The organism is Syntrophorhabdaceae bacterium (genome assembly GCA_028698615.1).
Classification (GTDB): domain Bacteria; phylum Desulfobacterota; class Syntrophorhabdia; order Syntrophorhabdales; family Syntrophorhabdaceae; genus Delta-02.
The window spans coordinates 53,308-74,373 of the sequence record JAQVWF010000007.1; the positions used below are offsets into that span (position 1 = coordinate 53,308).

The 21,066-nt window shown below is 57.1% G+C and carries 15 protein-coding genes; 4 read left to right on the forward strand and 11 right to left on the reverse strand.

All coding sequences use genetic code 11. The features are described 5' to 3' along the window. Position 1: 1 nt before the first annotated feature. From PHC90_04505 to PHC90_04515, 3 genes are all read right to left on the reverse strand, one after another. The gene (locus PHC90_04505; GenBank protein ID MDD3845603.1) at positions 2 to 3,238 is read right to left on the reverse strand and encodes a multidrug efflux RND transporter permease subunit; all 3,237 of its coding nucleotides are present in this window, start codon (positions 3,236 to 3,238) and stop codon (positions 2 to 4) included. 3 nt (positions 3,239 to 3,241) lie between these two features. Further along, on the reverse strand, positions 3,242 to 4,558 hold the full coding sequence (locus PHC90_04510; GenBank protein MDD3845604.1) for an efflux RND transporter periplasmic adaptor subunit: 1,317 nt from the start codon (positions 4,556 to 4,558) through the stop codon (positions 3,242 to 3,244). A gap of 447 nt (positions 4,559 to 5,005) precedes the next feature. Further along, entirely contained in the window at positions 5,006 to 7,657 is a 2,652-nt protein-coding gene (locus PHC90_04515; protein MDD3845605.1) for a CHAT domain-containing protein, read from the reverse strand. Positions 7,658 to 7,880: 223 nt separating this feature from the next. Between PHC90_04515 and PHC90_04520 the strand changes: the two genes are divergently transcribed. From PHC90_04520 to PHC90_04535, 4 genes are all read left to right on the forward strand, one after another. After that, complete coding sequence (locus tag PHC90_04520; GenBank protein MDD3845606.1) at positions 7,881 to 8,675, forward strand: winged helix-turn-helix transcriptional regulator; 795 nt, start codon at positions 7,881 to 7,883, stop codon at positions 8,673 to 8,675. Positions 8,676 to 8,711: 36 nt separating this feature from the next. Next, positions 8,712 to 11,375 carry a molybdopterin-dependent oxidoreductase gene (locus PHC90_04525; protein ID MDD3845607.1) on the forward strand — a complete coding sequence of 888 codons (2,664 nt, stop codon included), beginning with the start codon at positions 8,712 to 8,714 and terminating at the stop codon, positions 11,373 to 11,375. A 121-nt stretch (positions 11,376 to 11,496) separates the two neighbouring features. Further along, positions 11,497 to 11,859 (forward strand): TusE/DsrC/DsvC family sulfur relay protein, encoded by a 363-nt coding sequence (locus PHC90_04530; GenBank protein ID MDD3845608.1) that lies wholly within the window; start codon positions 11,497 to 11,499, stop codon positions 11,857 to 11,859. Between the two features lie 8 nt (positions 11,860 to 11,867). Beyond that, the gene (locus PHC90_04535) at positions 11,868 to 13,034 is read left to right on the forward strand and encodes an aminotransferase class V-fold PLP-dependent enzyme (protein ID MDD3845609.1); all 1,167 of its coding nucleotides are present in this window, start codon (positions 11,868 to 11,870) and stop codon (positions 13,032 to 13,034) included. Positions 13,035 to 13,076: 42 nt separating this feature from the next. Here PHC90_04535 and PHC90_04540 read toward each other — a convergent pair whose 3' ends face one another. The 8 genes from PHC90_04540 to PHC90_04575 all read right to left on the reverse strand — a co-directional run bounded on the left by PHC90_04540 (position 13,077) and on the right by PHC90_04575 (position 20,988). Further along, positions 13,077 to 14,264, reverse strand: a complete 1,188-nt coding sequence (locus PHC90_04540) for an MFS transporter (protein MDD3845610.1) — start codon at positions 14,262 to 14,264, stop codon at positions 13,077 to 13,079. Positions 14,265 to 14,404: 140 nt separating this feature from the next. Then, positions 14,405 to 14,911, reverse strand: coding sequence for a DUF6125 family protein (locus PHC90_04545; GenBank protein ID MDD3845611.1), 507 nt, complete (start codon positions 14,909 to 14,911; stop codon positions 14,405 to 14,407). 10 nt (positions 14,912 to 14,921) lie between these two features. After that, on the reverse strand, positions 14,922 to 16,433 hold the full coding sequence (locus PHC90_04550; GenBank protein MDD3845612.1) for a long-chain-fatty-acid--CoA ligase: 1,512 nt from the start codon (positions 16,431 to 16,433) through the stop codon (positions 14,922 to 14,924). Between the two features lie 33 nt (positions 16,434 to 16,466). Next, positions 16,467 to 17,177, reverse strand: coding sequence for an ABC transporter ATP-binding protein (locus PHC90_04555; GenBank protein MDD3845613.1), 711 nt, complete (start codon positions 17,175 to 17,177; stop codon positions 16,467 to 16,469). Then, positions 17,174 to 17,974, reverse strand: coding sequence for an ABC transporter ATP-binding protein (locus PHC90_04560; protein MDD3845614.1), 801 nt, complete (start codon positions 17,972 to 17,974; stop codon positions 17,174 to 17,176). The genes PHC90_04555 and PHC90_04560 overlap by 4 nt, the downstream gene beginning before the upstream one ends. After that, positions 17,975 to 18,928: a branched-chain amino acid ABC transporter permease gene (locus PHC90_04565; GenBank protein ID MDD3845615.1), complete on the reverse strand. Its 954-nt coding sequence runs from the start codon at positions 18,926 to 18,928 to the stop codon at positions 17,975 to 17,977. It abuts the gene before it with no gap. Between the two features lie 9 nt (positions 18,929 to 18,937). Next, positions 18,938 to 19,804 (reverse strand): branched-chain amino acid ABC transporter permease, encoded by an 867-nt coding sequence (locus PHC90_04570; protein MDD3845616.1) that lies wholly within the window; start codon positions 19,802 to 19,804, stop codon positions 18,938 to 18,940. 38 nt (positions 19,805 to 19,842) lie between these two features. Then, a complete protein-coding gene (locus PHC90_04575; GenBank protein ID MDD3845617.1) occupies positions 19,843 to 20,988 on the reverse strand; it encodes an ABC transporter substrate-binding protein in 1,146 nt (381 codons plus the stop codon). Positions 20,989 to 21,066: the final 78 nt, after the last annotated feature.

Sequence of the window (21,066 nt, forward strand, 5' to 3'; positions counted from 1 at the left end):
GTCAGCCTCCCTCCTTTCCCGGCGTTCCGTCATCGGCTGGTGCTGTTCCCTGAACTGTTTCCGGAGCAGGTTTCACCGAGGCAGGCCCCTCTTTCTTCTTTGCCGACTTTTCGGCCCACCTGTCAAAGATATAGAAGAAGAGAGGGACGTAGATCATGGCCAGCGTTGTTTCTCCGATCATACCGCCTATGATGCCCGTGCCGATGGAATGACGGGCATTGGCACCCGCTCCGGTAGCGATGGCCAGGGGCAGGACGCCGAAGATGAAGGCGAGAGATGTCATTATGATGGGCCGCAAGCGCTGCTCGCCCGCCTGGATGGTTGCGTCCATGATGGACAGACCCTGCTTGCGGAGATCCGAGGCGAAGGCAACGCGCAGGACGGCATTCTTCGCTCCGAGACCGATAAGCACCAGGAGGCCTATCTGGAAATAAACGTCGTTCTCAAGCCCGCGTATCCAGTTGAAAAGGAGGGCTCCGAGGATGCCGAACGGCACGGCCGTCATAACGGAACCGGGCATGACCCACGATTCGAACTGTGCGGCGAGGATGAGAAAGACGATGATGAGGCCGAAGATGAAAGCGGACGATGATGTTCCGCCCGACTGTTTTTCCTGGAAGGCGAGGCCGGACCAGGCAAAGCTGAACCCTTGCGGCAGGACCTCGGCGGCAACCTCCTCCATGGCCTTGATCGCTTCGCCGGAGGAGTGGCCGGCAGCCGCGCTGCCGGTGATCTGTGCGGCGGGAAAGCCGTTGAAGCGGGACATCAGGTCGGGTCCCGTGACGTACTTTGTCGTCACGACAGTCGAAAGGGGCACCATATCGTCGCTATTGGACCTCGTGTAGAGTTTCGTGATATCCTCGGGGTTTTTTCTGTATGGTGCATCGGACTGGAGGGTGACGTTCCAGACGCGGCTGTACTGGTTGAACTGGCTCACCACGATGGAGCCGAACTGGGCCTGCAGGGCGCTGTAGACGTCGGACACGGGAACATTGAGGAGCATGGCCTTGGAACGGTCTACGTCTGCCCTGAGTTGCTGGGAGGAGGCCCTGAAGGTGGAATTGAGACCCGACAGTTCCGGACGGGTATTGGCCTTTTCCATGAATTGCCGGGCAAGTTCGTTGAGCCGCGCCGGGTCTCCTGAAGCCTTGTCCTGTATCCAGAACTCGAAACCGCCCGTCGTGCCGATACCGGGAATCGCCGGCGGTGCGATGGGGATGAATATCCCTGTATCGATGCCGCTCGCTTCGGCACGCACTGCCCGAGCTATTGCGCCTGCATTCTCCTTCTTTGCGCGGCTGGCCGATGAATATCGTTCCTTGAAATCCTTGAGGGTGATGAAAAAGGTGGCCGCGTTCGCCTTGTACTGGCCGTCGAGGAGGCTGAATCCGTTGACGACCGTCCTGTCGGCCACGGCAGACTGTTTTGCGAATATCCTGTCTATCTGCTCGGACGTCCGGGAGGTGCGGTTCAGACTGGCGGCATCGGGCATGATAAGGGCCGCCATGAGATAACCCTGGTCTTCATTGGGCACGAAGCTGGTGGGGATCGCATGGAAGAGGTATAAAAGAACACCGATGAGAACGGCCAAAATTCCAAAAGCGAGGGTCATCCGCTTTATCATGAGCACGACGACTTCACCAAAACCGACGGTAAAACGGTCAAAGCCATGATTGAACCAGGCAAAAAAGCGGTTGAAATACTTGAAGATGCCTTTGTCCGACGGCTGTGAGTGCTTCAGGAGGATGGCGCACATGGCGGGCGTCAGGGTGAGGGCTATGAAGCCCGAGAGTGCGACGGATATGACGATGGTGATGGCGAACTGCTTGTAGAGCTGTCCCGTGGTGCCCGGCAAAAATGCGGCCGGGATGAAAACAGACGCCATGACGAGGACAACGGCGATGAGCGATGTCCCGATCTCCTCCATGGCCTTGATCGTTGCCTCCTTCGGGGGCATATGTTTCTTGACCATGTTGCGTTCCACATTCTCCACGACGACAATGGCATCGTCGACAACCATGCCGATGGCCAGAACGACGCCGAAGAGGGTGAGCATGTTGATGGAGAACCCGAGGGCGAGCATGCCGCAAAAGGTGCCTATCAACGAAACAAAGATGGCGACTGTACAGATGATGGTGGACCGGAAGCTTTGCAGGAAGAGGTAGACAACAAAAATGACGAGGAGGATGGCTTCAAAGAGGGTGTGAACGACCTCCTCGATGGAGATGCGCACGAAGTCTGTGGTATCCAGCGAGATCGTGTATTCGATCCCGTCGGGCATGGTCTTCTGCAGTTCCTCCATGGTTTTCCGCACGGCCTTGGAGACATCAAGGCCGTTGACGCCGGGCTGCTGGTAAACTGCAATGGGGGTTGCGGGGATCCCGTTCACCTTGTTATCGTCGATGTACTGCTTGCGTCCAACCTCGGCACGGGCAACGTCTCCGACCTTCACTATGGCGCTGCCGTCCTGACTCGTTTTGAGTATGATGTTTTCATATTGCCTGGGATTGGTGAAGGGGGCCTGTGTCACGACAGGCAGGGTCATCTGGACCTTGTCGTCGCTTGGCTGCTGGCCGATCTGCCCCGCGCCCCAGAGCGCATTCTGCTTTGAGACAGCCTGCTGGATATCGCTGGTGGTGACCCCGAGGGAGGCCATCCTGTCGGGGTTCATCCATATGCGCATTGCCTGGTCGGGCACACCGAAGATCGTTGCCTCACCGGCGCCTTCAACCCTCTTGAGGGCGTCGAGAACGTAGACGTTCGCATAGTTGGTGACGTAATCCGCAGTGTAGCGGCCGTCCTTGTTGAAGACGGAAAGGATCATCAATATGTTGGAGGCCTTTTTCTGGACGGAGACGCCGTACTGTGATACGGCTGAGGGCAGTTGCGGCATGGCGAGATTGACGCGATTCTGTACCTGGACCTGTGCTATATCGGGGTCCGTGTCCAGGGTGAAGTAGACGGTCAGGTTCATCTGGCCCGTATTGGAGCATGTCGACGTCATGTAGAGCATGTTGTCGACGCCGTTGATCTGGGATTCGATGGGCGCGGCAACGGAATCGCTCACCGTCTTGGAGTCCGCCCCGGGATAGGTGGTCGATACCGAGACCTGGACCGGCGTGATGGTCGGATACATGGATACGGGAAGGACCCTCATTGCCACAAGGCCGGCGATGACGATGATGATGGCCACAACTGTCGCAAATATGGGCCGTTCGATGAAGAACCGGGAGAACATGCCCTACCTCCCTTGCTTCGTGCCCCCGGCTGTTCCGGAATCAGCCGGCTTCGCGCCGGGCTTTGGTGTCGCGGAATCAGCCGGCTTCGCGCCGGGCTTGGAAGGAGTCGAAGCAGGCTGTGATGGTGTTGCGCCGGGCTTTGCAGGGGTCGTGTCGACCTTCACCGCGGGAGCTGGCTCCCCCGGCTTCGCGCCGGGCACCGGGGCTGCTGGCTTGATCTCTACAGGCTCACCCTGGCGAACGGATAGGACGCCGTCAACGACCACTTGTTCGCCGGCCCGCAGGCCGCCGTCGATGAATACGTCATTCCCGTACCAGTCACCGACGGTGACGGGACGGAACTCGGCTTTCCCCTCCTTGTTGATGACCCATACAAAATGTCCCTTTGCACCCTGCTGTATCGCCCTTTGCGGCACGAGGACGGCATTGCGACGGACGGCCCCTTTCATGCGTGCCCGTACATACTGGTTGGGACGGAGGTCGCCTTTCGTATTCTTCACACTCGAACGGATGAGAAAGGTACCCGTCTTTGCATTGAAGGAAGGAGCCGCAAAGGTGATGCGGCCTGTTTCGGGAAAAACGCTGCCGTCGACAAGGACGATCTCGACGTCATAATTGTGATTTTCCGGAGGGATGATCTGCCCGCTGGCAACGCGATCGGAGAATCTCTTCATGTCATTCTCGGATATGCTGAAGTTCACCCACATCGGAGAGAGGACGGATACCGTTGTCAGCTGGTTATTCATCGTACTGACATAGGCCCCGTCCTGTATCATGGCGGCGCCGGTAATGCCTGTCACCGGGGCGGTTATTGTGCAATAGGACAGATTGAGCTTCTCCATCTCCAGCTGCGCCTTTGCCTGCTCGACCGCCGCTCCGGTGGATTCGAAGTTGCCCTTGGCGTCATCGAGGTCCTTCTGCGAGAGGGCGTTCTGTTCCGCAAGGGGTTTGACGCGCTCCAGATTCATGCGGGCGACCTCGTGGGAGGCCTTCTGCCTGGCAAGCGCCGCCGCCGCCGCGTTTACCTGGGTCTGGAAGGGTTTTTTGTCCATGAGAAAGAGGGTGCTTCCCTTTTTGACAATGGTTCCTTCGGTGTAGGTCCTCTTTTCAAGGAATGCGTTGACCCGGGCACGGATCTCCACCTCGTGGGAGCTCTGTGTCTGTGCGACAAATTCGAAGGCAACGGGCGTGTCCGCGGGGGTGATCTTCATTGCGGTGACCCCTGCCACCCGTTCATGGGGTTTCTCTTTCTTTGAGCAGCCGCCTGGAAAAGTCAGGAGGATCAGTGCGGCGGCGAGCATGAACATTGCCCGGAACATCGGTTCTGAATGACAAACTTTGAGGGATTGCGAATACATCATTGAGACACTCCATTTCTTATGCATTGCGACGTATGTCTGATGATGGCGAAATCGACTGGCACGGCCCGCTGATCGAGGTCTTTGCGTCAATCCTTGAATTCAACCCGGCAGGTATCAGATCCACCTCTGAATATATCGCTTTTCCGCTGTATTTATTAACACTGGCCAACACAAAACGATGGCCCGCCCGTTGCCAGGAACTTGTTTTGAGTATAACTTTTAGTGTTTCATGAAGGCAAGCATGTTTTTCAAGCGCCGACGGCCGTTCCGTCTCACCCATCATGCATCGTGGAGCACCTGGCACAGAGGGCAGGGGACGACGCCCCCGGGTCTTTTTTTGCTTTGCAGCCCCGGCAAAGCCGGGGACCAGGAAGGGGGTGTGGGCAAGGGACGATGGATGCTAAGCTAGGGTGAGCCTGTCAAGACGAAGGCCCCCCAGAAAAAAGGATGGGGCTTTTGCTTCATCAAGGCCAGCTTGGACTGTCTTAAGGCCTGGGACGGGGTCTTTCCCTCTGAAAGAAGCGTGTAGAAAGTGGTCATGAGGTCCACCGTCTCCCGGGAAGGGACGCTCCAGAGGCTCATGACGAGGGTTTTTGCCCCTGAAAGGATGAAGGCCCTCTTGAGGCCGAACACACCCTCCCCGCCTTGGATATCCCCGACACCCGTCTGGCAGGCGGACAGGACTACAAGGTCCGTGCCTTTGAGATCGAGCCCGAGGACTTTCTCAGCCGTGACCATCCCTTCGTCCCGGCCCTCCTGAAGTGAAGTATTGGCTCCGGCGAGGACTATTCCCGAGCGCAGCATGGGGTTCTCGATAGTGTCGGGAAGGTCCTGCAAAGGATTGCCCGTTGATGAGAACTCCGGTATCTGTTCGGGCCGCTTCGTCTCTTCTTCAGTGAGAAAGTACCCGTGAGTAGCGAGGTGAAGGATCCTGGGGGACGACATGCCGAAAAGGATGTATTCCATCGCCTTCCTGTTCTGCTGGTTCGATACCTTCTGTCCGAACTTGTTCCGCAGGATCTTTTCGATGGCGTCCGCCTCCTGCTTCGTGTCGGGAAGGCGATGGAAACGCATGCCGCTCGCATCCCGTGAGATGTGGCCCCTTATCGAAGCCGTCCTGACATTGGCGGATGCCTTTGTCCTGTCCATCTCTTTCTGCCCCAGGTCATAGTCGGGGTCGGCCATTATCAGCGATTCCCCGCCGCTGAGGGAAGGTCTTGCGAACTTGACCATGTCCCTTCCGGCACCGACGTAGCTGATGAGAAAGTCCTCTATGAGATAGGAACCGGTGGAATTCATCAGGGTTTCAAAGGGGATGAGGTTGAGGTTCCCGTCGGGGCTTATAAGGAGGCGTCCTTTCCCCTTTATGGAAAGCTCGACGGGTTTGATCAGAAGATCATACAGGATCGATGCCTGGACCTTAAGTTCTTTTTCACTCGGCAGGGCACCTTCGGACTTTGCCCTTGCCATCTCCCCGAGGTATGCACGTATGTGCCTGTCCACCCGTTCACTTGCGCCCATATCCAGGAGCCGGATCTCATCGGCATCTCCCGGAATGAAAAGGAAGAGCAGATAGTGGGGCTCTGCCCACTGTTTCTTCCTGAAGTCGAAGAGGGTGACCTTCGCGTAGTCGAGGTAGACCGTGTCGCGGGAAAGAGTTGATGACAGGGTCTTGATATCCGCTGTCCGTGCTTTCTTCTGCAGCATGAAGTCCATGCTCCCGGCCATAAGCTCCGGTTCGATAGACCCCTTTTTCTCTTGCAGTTCAGACATCTTCCCCGCATATTCCTCAGGCGCCATCTTTCCGGGTCCGGCCAATTGGAGCCGGGCAATATCCCTGTTCACCGCTGTCAACTCGTTGAATGTCGCTCGCACCTTTGGGTCATCGGAAGCGCTCAATGCGTCCATATAGCGTCCCTGGGCCTCCATGACGGAACCCTTCCATCTCAGCCAGGCGTTGAAAACATCGATGACGGCGGTTTGACTGCCGCGCGGGGGGAGGCTGAGGGCATGGCTCACATATCCATAGATGCCCAGTTCCTGTGTTTTCATATAGGAGAGTTTCTGCTTTTCCGTAAGAAGCGTGAAGATGGACTCACGGAGCGAATCCTGAATATCCAGCGACCTTTTGAAGGAAGCATGGGCCTCGGGATGCTTGTCGTGGGCCCCATAGTAAAAACCGAGGTTGTTGAGGGCCACGCTCACGGCAGGGTGGTTTTCGCCGAGGCTTTTTTCCCAGATAGCGAGGGCGCGCTTATAGAGGGACTCCATCTCGGTATACCGGCCGGTGTTTCGATAGACGATGGCCAGATTGGTGAGACCGAAGGCGACATTGGGATGGTTTGCGCCGAGGGATCCTTCGCATATCTCAAGAGAGCGTTTGATAAGAGGCTCCGCCTCGGCGTAGCGGCCGCTTTCGCGATAGAGCTTGGCTATGAGGGTGAGGGAGAACGTGATCGCTTCGGGAGGGAGATCCTGGTTTCTGTCCCATATCTCCAAGGCTCTCTTTATCAAGGTCTCCGATTCGGCCTGGCGACCGTTGTGGTGATAGGCTTCGGCCAGCAGGACCAGATTGAAGGCGATGGCCTCAGGACGGCGTATCCCGGCTCTCTGACGGATCTCCAGGGCGCGTTCGAGGAGGGGTTCCGCCTCCGTGAAGCGTCCCGTCTGGTTGTATATCCTGGCGAGGAACATGAGGATCTGGGCAACGGGGGGACGGTCTGGACCGCGGGGGGCCCTTTCCTGTATGGCGAGGGCGCGCCTGAAGAGAGGCTCCGCCTCGGTGAAGCGTCCCGTCACCCGATAGAGGTTAGCGAGGTTGCTCGCCGCCGCCGCAATATTGGGATCATCCGGACCATGAATCGATTCATTGACAGCAAGAAGCCGAACCGCGAGAGGGATGGCCTCCTGAAACCTTCCTTCCTTCTTGAGCTGATCTATCTGTGCGGTAAGTGTTGAGGTATCTTCGCCGGACTGGCCCGGCAACGAGTTCGGAAGAAGCATCATTGCGGTTATGACGGCGGGAAAGAAGACTGCAGCGAACCGAAGGAACCTCACGATGCTTTGACCTCCGTCGATCACGGGAAAACGGGACTCAAAACAGCCCCTTTCGTTTCAGTCCGATTCTACCATCTTTCGAGAGACTGCCGCAACCGTCCAGTACGATACACAATGACCGGTGTACCCTGTATCCAGAGAAAATGGGGGCATAGGCGGTTAATAACTTGTTAACAACTAAGACATTATGGAGTATAATAAAGTTGTTAACAATGGAGGATCGGTGGATATAAAGAAACTCATCCTTGCGGGTCTCAACGAGAAGGGCAGGATCAAGGCAACCGATGTTATGAGGGAGACCGGTTTTTCCCGGCCCTACGTCCACAGATTTCTCAGGGAGCTTGTTGAGGAAGGCAAGATCGCACTCGTCGGCAAGGCCAACCGGGCGCACTATGTGGCATCCGGGGCGTCCGGCCGGGGGGCCGGGAAGGCCCAGGGGGAAACGGTCAGGCTCCATCGCATGTTGCGCAAGACGGGCCTGAGGGAAGACGCCGTTCTGGAAGGTATAAAGAGGGAGGAAAAGCTCTACGATGGTATTTCCTCGAACATCGCGGAGGTATTCACATACGCCTTCACGGAGATCCTCAACAACGCGATAGAACATTCCGGTTCGGAGATGGTCGACATTGTTGTTTCCAGAGATGTGATGCGCCTGTCTTTCGACATATCCGACAGGGGGATAGGGATCTTCAACAATATCATGAAGAAGAAAGGCCTCGCGTCGATCATGGAGGCGATCCAGGACCTGCTTAAGGGAAAGGAGACGACGGCGCCGGCATTTCACAGCGGCGAAGGGATCTTCTTCACATCAAAGATCGCCGATCGCTTCATCATAAGGAGCTTTGGCAAAAGACTCACCTTCGACAACGAGGTGGGGGAGATGTTCGTGAAGGATGTCAAAAGACCCATCCTGGGCACCAAAGTGTTCTTTTCCGTCAGGCTCGCCGCGAAGAAATACCTGAAGGACATCGAAAAAAGTTCCAGGTTCCAGGTTCCAGGTCCAAGGTTAAGAAAATGAAGGGTTGAACAGGGGAAGCGAGGAAAGGACAAGCGGATGAACAGGGTGCGGGTGAGGATAAACGGGGTCTGGCGGCAGTTCGCGGCAGAGCCCGATCGTGTGCTTCTCGATGTGCTGAGGGATGATCTCCGGCTGACGGGGGCCAAGCAGTCCTGCGACCGGAAAGGGCAGTGCGGAGCGTGCACGGTCATCGTCAACGGAAGGGCGGTTCCGTCATGCCTGCAGAAGATGATAAAGCTTGACGGCGCCGATGTGATCACCGTGGAAGGCCTGGGCACCCCCGATAATCCCCACCTGATCCAGGAGGCCTATGTTCTTTCCGGGGCCATACAGTGCGGGTTCTGCACCCCCGGCATGATCATGGCCACGAAAGCCCTGCTGGACAGGAACCCCGACCCGGATGATGCCGAAATAAGGAAGGCACTGGAGCGCAATCTCTGCCGGTGCACGGGATACGTGAAGATAATCGACGCGGTGAAGCTTGCCGGCCGGTTCATTCGGGGAGAGACAACACCGGATGCGGTGAGGCCCGATCCGATTGGCCCGAAGATCGGGGTTTCCCATCCCCGTCCCTCAGCCATGCTGAAAGCGTGCGGGCTCGCTCGGTTTTCGGCCGACATCCGCCTTGAGGATCCCCTCGAACTGGCGGTTACGCGGAGCTCCGAGCACCATGCCCGGATCGTGTCCGTTGATACGTCAGAAGCCGCGAAAATGCCGGGGGTTGTCGGGGTTATGACCGCCCGGGACATAAAAGGGACGAACAGGATCAAGATCCTCCTTGCCGACCAGCCCATTCTGGCGGAAGACAAGATCCATTGCCTGGGAGACGCCATAGCGATCGTGGCCGCCCGCACCAAAAAGCAGGCCCTCGCCGCCGCCGCGGCCGTGAAGATCGTCTATGATCCCGTGCCCATTCTCAGTTCGCCGATAGAAGCGATGATGGACGACGCCGTCCGGGTCCATGCCGAATGGCCGAACCTCTGCTTCGTCCAGCCGCAGATAAAGGGCGATGCCGGGGCGGCGCTTGAAGGGTCCGCGACCGTCGTAGAGGCGGATTTCTCGACGCACATCAACCATCAGGCCCCCCTTGAGCCTGAAGCGACCGTCGCGTATATGGAAGGCCGGGGGGAGGACGTGCAGCTTGTCGTCGTCGGGCGAAGCATAAACATTCATCTCCACATGGCCGACCTGCAGGAGGCCCTCGGCTACGAGAACGTGCGATATGAGGAGGCGTTCTCGGGCGGGAACTTCGGGCAAAAGCTAGCAATGACCTCCGAGGCCATTTCGGGAGCGGCGGCCCTTCATTTCAGGCGTCCCGTGCGATACATCCCCGGCCTTGCGGAGTCGATGATCATGAGCAGCAAGCGACATGCTTTTGCGATGAGGGTCAAGCTAGGCTGCGGGGCGGATGGAAGACTGACCGCCTTCGCGATAGACTTCATCGTCGATAACGGGGCATACCAGATAATCGGCATGACCGTTATAAAACGAGCGCTATGGATGCTTTCCGGATCCTACAACATACCCAACGTCGATGCTCTGGCGCGGCTGGTGTATACCAATAATCCGGCAGGCGGCGCCGCCCGGGGAGCGGGGCCGCCGCAGGTCACCTTTGCGCTGGAGTGCGCCATGGACATGCTCGCCGAAAAGATCGGCATGGACCCTCTCGCGTTTCGGCGGATCAACTCCCTTCTGCCCGGACAGAGCGTCTCCACGGGAATGGTGTACGAGGAATGGCCCTTTCCGGAGCTCTGTGACGCCATCAGACCGACATACGAACGGGCAAGAAGAGAAGCGGCCTCCATGAAGAAGGGTCCGATAAAACGCGGCGTGGGCATAGCCTCCCATGCTTTCGGTATCGGAGGTCCCGCAGACATCGGCAGGGTCGTCGTTGAGCTTGATCCCGACAATGGTTTGACGATCTTCGCGGCCGTCGCGGATCCCGGCGAAGGCAACGATTCCATGCTCACCCAGATCGCTTCCCATCTCACCGGCATACCGCTCGGGAAGGTCCGCCTTGTCACCCGCGATACCGACCGCACGACGGGAATGGGTCCCGCGGCGGGAAGCAGGATGACATACATGGCCGGCGGCTCCCTCGTGCTCGCCATCGAACAGCTCCAGAAGGCGATGAGGGAGGCGGGTGCCGATACCTGTGAAGGGCTCAGGAAGGCCGGCAAGCCCACCCATTATCTGGGCTCCAAAATGGCTGCAGGCAAAGAGGCCATCCTCGATCCCGAAACCGGCCAGGGACTTTCCTTCGAATCCCGGGTCCATGCCATTCAACTGGCGGAGGTGGAGGTCGATACGGCCACCGGCGAGGTCCGGGTCATCAGGATGACGACAGCGGTCGATCCCGGTACGGTGATAAATCCCCACAACCTCGAAGGCCAGCTGCATGGCGGCATGGACCAGGGCGTGGGGTTTGCACTCAGAGAGGAATACATCCACGGTGAAACGAAGGATTGGATCACCTTCAAGTTCCCGACAATGAAGACCGCCTTCGACATGGATGTGATAATCAACGAGACCCCCCGGGCAAAGGGCCCCCTGGGAGCCGTGGGAATAGGAGAAATGACGATGGTCTGCACCGCGCCGGCGGTGATCAACGCCATATATGACGCGTGCGGTGTAAGGATCCATGATCTGCCTGCAACACCGGATAAGATAAGGGCAGGGCTGGCCCGGAAGACGACTTGAGTCGCTTTAATAGCTTGGGGGCGAAGGCTGAGTGATGGTTTGAATGGATGACGGGTGATGAGTTGGTCGGCACGATGGCGCAATTAGTGGTTGACGAAGGTATGAAACCAGGCACGATTTGATGAATTATCCTTCCGAGCCCGGCCAGAGAACAGGGGATTTTCAGCAGAGGCCTCGCGTTATTGCGGGGAGGGAGATTCTTTTTGATAATGAAGGGTTTCTGTGGGATCCCGAAGACTGGACGGAGGAGGTGGGCCGGGCCCTGGCATTGGAATCCGGCATCGACGGGATCGATGATGCGCAGTGGAGTGTCATCCGTTTCTTGCGCGCCTACTATGCCTATCACGGCCGTGCTCCCATGAACCGCGATCTGAAGGCGGGTCTCGGGATGAGTCTCATGGACCTCGAGGCCCTTTTCCCCGGAGGGATCCGCAAGGGTGCCCGACGGATAGCGGGCCTGCCCAATCCGAGATCATGCACATGAGAGAGGATATGTCGAAATTTATCTATCTGGACAACGCGGCGACGACCTTTCCCAAGCCGGCATCGGTCCTGGGGAAGATGGTGGAAACCTATGGCAGGATAGGTGTATCCCCCGGCAGGGGAAGCTACGACCGTGCCGCCGAGGCAGAGGAATTCGTCGGGGACACAAGACGCAGAACGGCCCGCTTCTTCGGCTCCCCGGACCCCGACAGGGTCATCTTTACCGCGAATGCCACCGACGCGCTGAATATTGCCCTGCAGGGTCTGCTCCATCCGGGGGACCACGTGGTGTCCACCAGGCTCGAGCACAACTCCGTCCTTAGACCGCTTTATCATCTGCGCCGCAAGGGCGTCATAGAGTACGACCTTGTTCCCTTCGACGGGAAGGGCTTTGTCGATCCCCGTGACATAGCCGCGGCCATTCGGCCCAACACGAAGCTTGTCGTGATCACCCATGCGTCCAACGTTCTGGGTACCATCCAGCCCATTCGGGAAATAAGCGGGCGCTGCGCCGAAGTCGGTGTGCCGCTCCTCGTCGATGCCGCCCAGAGCGCCGGCGCCATACCGATCGATATGGAGGTCTGGGGGGTGGCGGGACTTGTTTTCACAGGTCACAAATCAATGCTTGCCCCGACGGGCATAGGCGGCCTGGTGCTCGGTCGACAGATGGATGAAATAGAACCTTCCCGTTTCGGCGGCACAGGTGTCGATTCGGCAAACCCGGTTCACACGGGGGACTTTCCCTACAGGCTGGAAGCAGGCACCCTTAACCTCATGGGTATTATCGGCCTTTCTGAAGGCCTTGAGTTTCTTCAAGACGTTGGAATGGAAACGATTCATACCGGCGAAATGGAACTGCTGAAGAAGCTTCGCGACGGGTTGGCTTCAGTCGACGGGATTGAACTGTACGGTGCACAGGACCTCTCCCGCCACGTCGGGCTCCTGACGGCCAATGTTCGGGGCATGGACCCCGATGATGTGGGGGCCATTCTGGACGGCGACTTCAATATAGCAGTCAGGGTAGGGCTCCACTGCGCCCCGCTTGTTCACGAGACCCTCGGCACCTTTCCCTCCGGCAGCATCCGTTTCAGCATCGGACCTTTCAACAGCGGCGAAGATATAGACAGAACCCTGGAGGCCATGACCGAGATCGCAAGGCAGGGAAGACGCACGTGACCTGAGGTTGAAGGACATATCTCGTCCCTGTCCCGGCTTGTCTCAGGCAGCCCCCGCGTCTTGCCGGCGCCCGCCGGACGTGTGGCGGCGATAATGCGGGATAGCCGCAAACACGAATATGGCCGCTGACAGCAGGACCAGAAAGGAACAGTATACGTAGATCCTGCCGAGAGGGATGTCATCGGCAAGAAAACCGATAAGAAGGGAACCGACGCTCACTCCAAGATCGTAGGAGGCGAGGTACGTGGAATTTGCCGCCCCTCTTTCGCGGTGGTCCGCGAGGTTGTTGACGGCGGCCTGGCATGTCGGCATTAGTATGCCGAAACCAAAGCCGCTGAAGACCCCCGCTGCGAGAAAGTGGCTTGGACCAGGCGCAAGCCCGAGTAATGATATGCCGGCCGCGGTCAATATGAGGCCGGAAAGGACCAGCGAGACGAAATATCCTTTGTCGAAGAGCCTGCCAAGGAAGAGCCTCGAAAAAAAGATGGATGCCGAAAAGCACAGAAAGAATGCGGTGACGTTGGAGAAACCTCTCTGTCCGGCATAGATGCCGACAAAGATGATTACGGCCCCGTAGGCGATCATGATGAAGAACATACATGATGAAAAGAGAAGGGATTTCTTGTGGAGGAGGTTCCTGAACGAGAGTCTCGTTTTCACGATCGTCTTCGATGGTGTTCTCGAAAAAGTGATTATGATAACCGAAAGGAGAGAAACGCAGAGAAGGGAAAGGAACATCGCCTCAGGACCGTACCTTTCCAACACCTCAACACCGAACATGGGGCCGATGGTCATTCCCACCGGGATGCACAGGGCAAAGATGCCTATCCCTTCGCCCAACCGCATGGAAGGTACGGTATCAGCGACGATGGTTGCGTTCGCCGAAGAACATATCCCCCAGATGGCGCCGTGGACGAGTCTCAGGAAAACCATTGCGGCCACCCCGGTGACCAGGGGATAGAAGCCATATCCAGCCGTCGAAAGGATGAGGGAGAGAATGAGCACCAGAAACCGGGGATGATTGTCGAGAATATGGCCTGCAAGCGGACGAATGAGGATAGCCGGGATTGAAAATGCAGCCATTATCATCCCCACGTTTCCCTGGGTCATACCCAGATTTCCGATGAGGTAGATGGGCAGTGTCGGCATAAGCGCATAGAACGCCCACGCCATGAGTAAAGTCGCCGAGATTATAGCTGTGAATTCTTTCGACCAGAGCTTGTTCTGCATTGCGTATCCAAAAGGGTGACGGAGCGGATGATGCTTCTCCTCCCCTTGAGATGATTCTGGAACCTATCATAAATTCCTCGGGAATACAAAGAATTGGATGACAGTTCAAAGGCCGGGTCATCACATGATCGGGGGGGCTTCTAAATGGTGAAGCGCCATTTGCAGAACATGTCGGCCGGGTGTGGATCGGGGGGTGCATGGATGCACTGCGTCTGTATCGAAGGATCTATCTCTTTCGCGAATGCCTCGAAGAGCCTGCGGTGCATTTCTTTGCATTTGAATTCCCCGAGACCGTGTTTCAGGCGCGCCTCCTGGGCGCTGCAATGGGGCACGGATATCGTGAGGGCGCCATATTCCGGTGTTATATCGTATCCGACAAGCGTTGCCATGGGGAAGAGGGCGATGGCGCGGGCGAAGCCCTTGAGCCCTTTTTCCTTGATATCAAAACGCTTTACGATCTCCCGCGAGGCAAGACGCGAGGCGTCCTCCCATACCTTTTCAACAACATTCTCAGCGGCGGCCTGGCCGAATGCCCCGGATACATGAAGGAACCAGAATCCGTCGACCGCCTTGTAATGCCACAGCACAAGTTCAAGAAAGGCATCTTTTTGTTTTTGATCCATAAGGTCCAGACTGGGAATGGCCATAGAGCCTCCTTTACTTCGAATAGTGTTCCCGAAGGACCTTTTTCTGTATCTTACCGACAGGGTCCTTGGGGAGGGCGTCGACGAAATCGATGGTCCTTGGCAGTTTGTACCGGGCCAGGTGTTTTGCGCAGAAGTCGATGAGCTCTTTTTCCGTTATATTCATGTTCTTTGCCAGGACGACCACGGCCTTGACCTGTTCGCCCCATCGTTCGTCCGGTATACCTATGGCCGCGCATTCATGAACTGCGGGATGGAGGTGAAGGGCGTCTTCGATCTCGTGGGGAGAGATGTTCTCACCGCCGCTGATGATGAGGTCCTTCTTGCGGTCGATGACATATATGTATCCCTCTTCATCGACCATCCCCATGTCGCCCGTATGGAGCCAGCCGTCCCTCAATGCTTCCTTCGTTTCCTCGGGCCGCTTCCAGTAGCCCTTCATCACGTTGGGGCCGCGGGCGATGATCTCACCCACCTCGCCGGGCTTCACGTCGTTATCGTCGTTGTCGACGACCCGGACGTGACAGCTGAACAATTCCTTGCCCACGGAGCCGAGACGCTTCAGGCCCTCGCCCTCCAGCGAATAATCCTCCTTGGGGAGGTAGGCGACCAGCGGTGATGCCTCGGTAAGCCCGTAGACGACAAAGATGATGTCAGGGCCCAGCACCTCCACCGCCCGTTTCAGGATGGGCACGGGGGTGGTCTGTCCTCCGACGGAATAACTTTTCAGGGTACCCAGCTTGTATCCGCCCTCCTTGTAGGCGTCGAGGATGTCGACGAGGCCGGTATAGACGAGGGTGATGTTGGTGATCTTCTCTTTTTCCACGATCTTCCAGAATTCGTGGCCATTGAAATTGGTCACCATCACGTTCGTGCCTCCCACGTAGAAATGGCAGATCACCATGGATGCTTCCATCGTGTGGTAACAGGGCTGGACGTGAAGACTGACATCGGAAGGCCCGAGCTTGTATGCGATGGTGTGGTTTATCACGGCGGAGAGGAAATTGTCGTGGGTGAGCATGACGCCCTTGGGGCCGCCCGTGGTGCCGCTCGTGTAGAAAATGGCAAAGAGGTCGTCGGGTTTGACAATGCAGACCGGTTCTGCCGGTGAGCCTGACCGTATCATCTGCTCGTATGGCCCGCCGATGTCCACAATGTGGGGCACGGTGATCTCGCTTCGGATGGCCTCGACCTGGTCCTTGAAGGTATCACCCACAAAGAGGATACCGATCTCGGCGTCGTTGAGGACGAATTTCAATTCCGAGGGGACGAGGCGGAAGTTGACGGGGACCCAGACCATTCCCATCTTGGCGGCTGCGAAACATATCTCGAACATCTCGATGTTGTTGCGGCTGAGCACGGCCACCTTGTCACCGGCGGTGAGCCCCAGTTTTGTCAGTGAATCCGCCAGGGAGTTCACCCGTTTGTTGAATTCTCCATATGTCAGCCTGTTCTCTTCGGATATCAAAGCCGTTTTGTCGGGATACCGGCGCGCGCATTGGGTGGAAAGATCGCCTATAAGCATGAGTTTGTTACCTCCCGTGATATTTACTGTGCCTTACATACCCAGATAGCATTTCTTCACTTCTTCATTCTTCAGCAGGTTTGTGGCCTCTCCCGTGAGTACGATCCTCCCCGTTTCCAGCACGTATGCGCGGTCCGATATGTGAAGGGCCGCGTTGACGTTCTGTTCAACGAGGAGGATGGAAATACCGCGGCTGCGAAGCTCCCCGATGGTCCCCAGTATGGCCTCCACAACCAGCGGGGCCAGGCCCAGGGAAGGTTCGTCAAGAAGAAGCAGTTTGGGCTGGGACATGAGCCCCCTCCCTATGGCAAGCATCTGCTGCTCCCCGCCGCTCATGGTTCCCGCCTTCTGGGCCAGGCGCTCCTTGAGTTTTGGGAACAGCGCAAAGACGGATTCAAGCAGGTCGTCGAGTCGGTCTTTCTTCGCCGGGTTGACGTAGGCCCCGAGGAAAAGGTTCTGTTTCACCGTGAGGGAGCCGAAGATCTGGCGTCCTTCCGGGACATGGCAGAGTCCTATTCTTACGAGCTGATTCGGTTTGCGGCCCGTTACGTCCTGCCCATCAAAGGAAAAGCTGCCGGAGATCGGGGGTATCACACCGGATACGACCTTGAGAAGGGTTGATTTTCCGGCACCGTTAGCCCCCACAAGGCAGACGATCTCGCCCTTTTTCACTTCCAGGCTGATCTCCTTGAGGACCTGTATGCGAGCATATCCGGCTGAAAGGTTGTCGGCTTTGAGGATCATTGGGTCACCCCGCATTCTTTGTCCTGGGCGCCCAGATATGCCTCGATGACCTGAGGATTTGCACAGATGGCCGAAGGCGAACCCTCCGCCAGTTTCTTTCCGAAATCGAGGACGATGATGTCGTCGGCGATATTCATGACCAGTTTCATGTTGTGCTCCACGATGAGGACGGTGATGCCCTGTTGCTTGATCATCATGAGAAGTTTTATGAACTCTTCCACCTCGGTGTCGTTGAGTCCCGATGCGGGTTCGTCGAGAAGAAGCAGTTTTGGACCGGTCATGAGCGCCCGGGCAAGTTCCAGAAGGCGCTGGTTGCCAAAGGACAGGGCGGCAGGCATGGCTGAAGCCTCCTTTTCAAGACCGACCAGCTTCAAGAGATCCATGGCTTTCTGTGTTGCTTCCTTCTCCTGTTTCTTTATCCGCTTTCGCAGAAAGATGGTCCCGAGGAGTGTTGGCTTAAGGTGCATGTGCGCCCCGAGGAGGACGTTGTCGAGAACGGTGGCGTTATTGATGGTGAAAAGCCGGATGAGCTGGAATGTGCGAGACATGCCGAGGGACGCGATCTGGTCGGTCCTTGATCCGACGACATTGCGGTCCTCGAAGAGTATGGAGCCCTTCGTGGGGGGGTTGAGCCCGCTGACGGCATTGAGCAAAGTGGTCTTACCGGCGCCGTTGGGGCCGATGAGCGCCTTGATCTCGCCCGCTCTAACGGCGAAGCTCACGTCATCGAGGGCCCTGACGCCGTCGAAGGTCTTTGTCACTCCGCTGATAGTCAATATGTTCCGGTTCTGTTCCATTTATCTACCCATCCGTGGAATGATCTTGTTCCGGAGGGCCGTGAATATTCCAAAGAGGCCCTTGGGAAAGAAGACGAGTACTACGATGAGGATGATCCCGTTAATGAGGAGTTCATAATCCTGCAAAGCATAGGTGATTTCGGGCAGCAATTTTAGGAAGAGGGCACCCAGCGCGGGGCCGAATATCGTTCCGACGCCGCCAAGAAAAAGCATGACGAGCAGGTTTATGGAGGTGAGTATGCCGAAGTCGTCGGGGGCTATGAACCCCATGTAGTGCGCGAAAAGAGATCCCGCTATCGACGCGTAAACCGCGGCCAGCATGTAGGCGCGTGTTTTGTACTTTGCGCAGTCTACGCCAAAGGAGCGCGCGGCCTCCTCATCGGAATGGATGGCGACAAGGGCGCGCCCGAAGGGAGACCGGACCACGGCTATGCTGCTCGCGATGACGAGGACCACGACGGCCCAGACGAAATAGTAATAGTGAAGATGATCAAGGAGCGAAAAACCGAAGATGGTGAAAGGTGGTATATCGCGAAGGCCCGAGGCTCCGCCCGTCAACCCTTCGAATCCGATGATAAGGGTGATGACGATCTCGTTAAAGGCAAGGGTTGCCATCGCCAGATAATATTCTTTCAGCGCGAGCACGGGGCGCCCCGTCAGGAACGCGAGCGTTGCGCTGAAGACTATGCCTACTCCCATGGCGGCAGCGGGCGAGAAACCGTATTTCGCCGTGAGGATCCCCGACGTGTAAGCGCCGACGGCGAAGAAGGCCGCGTGGCCCACCGATATCTGCCCCGTATATCCCATGAGGAGGTCAAGGCCGACGGCGAGAATGATGTAGATCCCCGCGAAAATGAGAAGCCCGCTCTTATAGGGCGATGACTCTCCGATGAGGGGATAGACAACTATGACAGCGAGGAGTATCAACCACCAGTGACGTTTCAACGCGTTCATCGTACCTTCCTAGGACCTGCTGAAGAGGCCGTTGGGCCTTAACACCAGCACCGCGATCAGCAGGCCAAAAACAATGGTGTCGGAAAATTTTGACGATATCAGGCCTATGGTGTATGACTCCACAAGGCCGAGGAGCAGCCCCGCTATGACGGACCCTACGATGCTCCCCAGGCCGCCTATGGACATGGCGATGAAGCCCTTTACCATGGGCATGATCCCGCTCGTATACTGTACAAACAGCAAGGGGGCGACGGCCATTCCGGCCAGGGCCCCGATACCGGAACCCCATGCCCAGGCGAAGAGGGTGGTCTTCTGGGTGTTGATGCCCATGAGGCTCGCGCCGTAGGGGTTCTCGGCGCAGGCGCGCATGGCTATGCCCGCCGGGGTCTTCTCAAAGAAGAACCATATGAGGAAGAGGACGACCGCCGTTATTCCGACGATCCAGAGTATCTGTATCTGGAGGGCGGCACCGAGTATCTGGATCGGTTCTCCCCGGGAAAATGGGGGGAGGATATGTGATTCCCTCCCCCAGATAAGCAATGCCAGGCCCCGAAGGGCAAGGGATATTGCGATGGTCATGACGATGAGGGCGCCCACGGAGGCATTTTTCATCGGCCGGATGAGGACCTGCTGGATAAGTGCCCCCAGGACCATTGCTATTATGATGGAGAGGAAAAACGCCAGGGGGACCGGGACCCCTTTTGAAACCAAGGTCGTCATCGTAAGCGCCCCGAAGACGAAGAACTCGCCCTGGGCAAAGCAGATGAGCTGGGACACCTTGTAAACGATGACGAGGCTCACCGCTATCAGCGCGTAGACACTGCCGACCGTTATGCCGCTGAACAGGAACTGGATGAGATAGGATATATCGCTCACAAGTTTCTCCTTACCGGTCTAGGTTCCCTCAGGTTCATTTACCTGGGAACTTCCCATTTTCCGGCCTTGACGGTTAGAAGGATCATATCGTCCGGCCTGGTGCCGTGATGGTCTTTGGGCGTGAATGTGTAAATGCCCTGCATTGCGGTAAAGTTCTTGATGCTTTCGATGGCGTCGCGCAGCTTTACAGGATCGGCTTTACCGCTGGCGCGCAGCCCCTCGGCGATGAGATCGATGGCGTCGGCAAGCTCGGCGGAAAAGTAATTTGCCGGTTCCTTATACTTTGCGATGTGTCTCTTGTTGAACTCCACGATGACCTTCTTCGTAGGGTCGCTGTCGGGCAGTGCCTCGGGTTTCATGACCTTCCCGGAGGGGACAAGCATTTCGGTACGCACGTTGGAGACAAGCTTCAGGAACCCCGGGTTCGCGTTGCCGTGGGAGACGAGCAGAGGGATCTTGAAACTGAGCTGATCCATGTTCCTGCCTATGAGTGCCGCCGGCTCGCCGGTGACGAAGGCAAATATGGCCTGCGGGTTCATATTGCGTATCTTGGCAAGCTGCGCCGTGACGTCCGCAGCCTTGACATCGAACCTTTCTTCACCCACGATCGTGATACCGTAGTCTGCGGCATATTTCCGCGCCGCCGTCCCGCCGATCTCGCCGAGAGGGCCTATGGGCATGAGGAGCGCCAGCTTTTTGATACCTTTCCTCTTGAACACCTTGTACGCCGTGATGACGGCGAAGTCGGTCTTGTGGGATGTGTTGAAGAGATAGGGATCCTTGCTGGTGTCCACTGCATAGCCGGAATTGATGATTGTGGGTATCTTGTAGCGGTTAGCCATGGATGCCACCGCACCGGAGAGCGGAACGGAAGCGGTCCCCGCCATGGCGACGACCCGATCCTTGGATATGAGCCTCTGGGCCACCTTCGATGCCTGCTCGGGAGAAGAATTGTCATCGTAGGATATGAGCACCAGTTGCTGGCCGTTCACGCCGCCGGCCTCGTTGATCATTTCAACCTTGAGTTCCGCAGCCTTTTTCTTGTATTCCCCGAGCCATGACAGGTAGCCCGTCAGGGAAAAGATGCCGCCTATCTTGATAGGCTCCTTGGCCGATGCGGGACCGGCAACGACGAAGGAAACAAAGACCATAAGAACGAGACACGACAACAATAACTTTTTCATTCGCTACCCCCTTGAGTGGTTTATTGACATAAATGACATTGTGCAAGTCAGATGCCAGCGCAAATAATTGAGTTATTT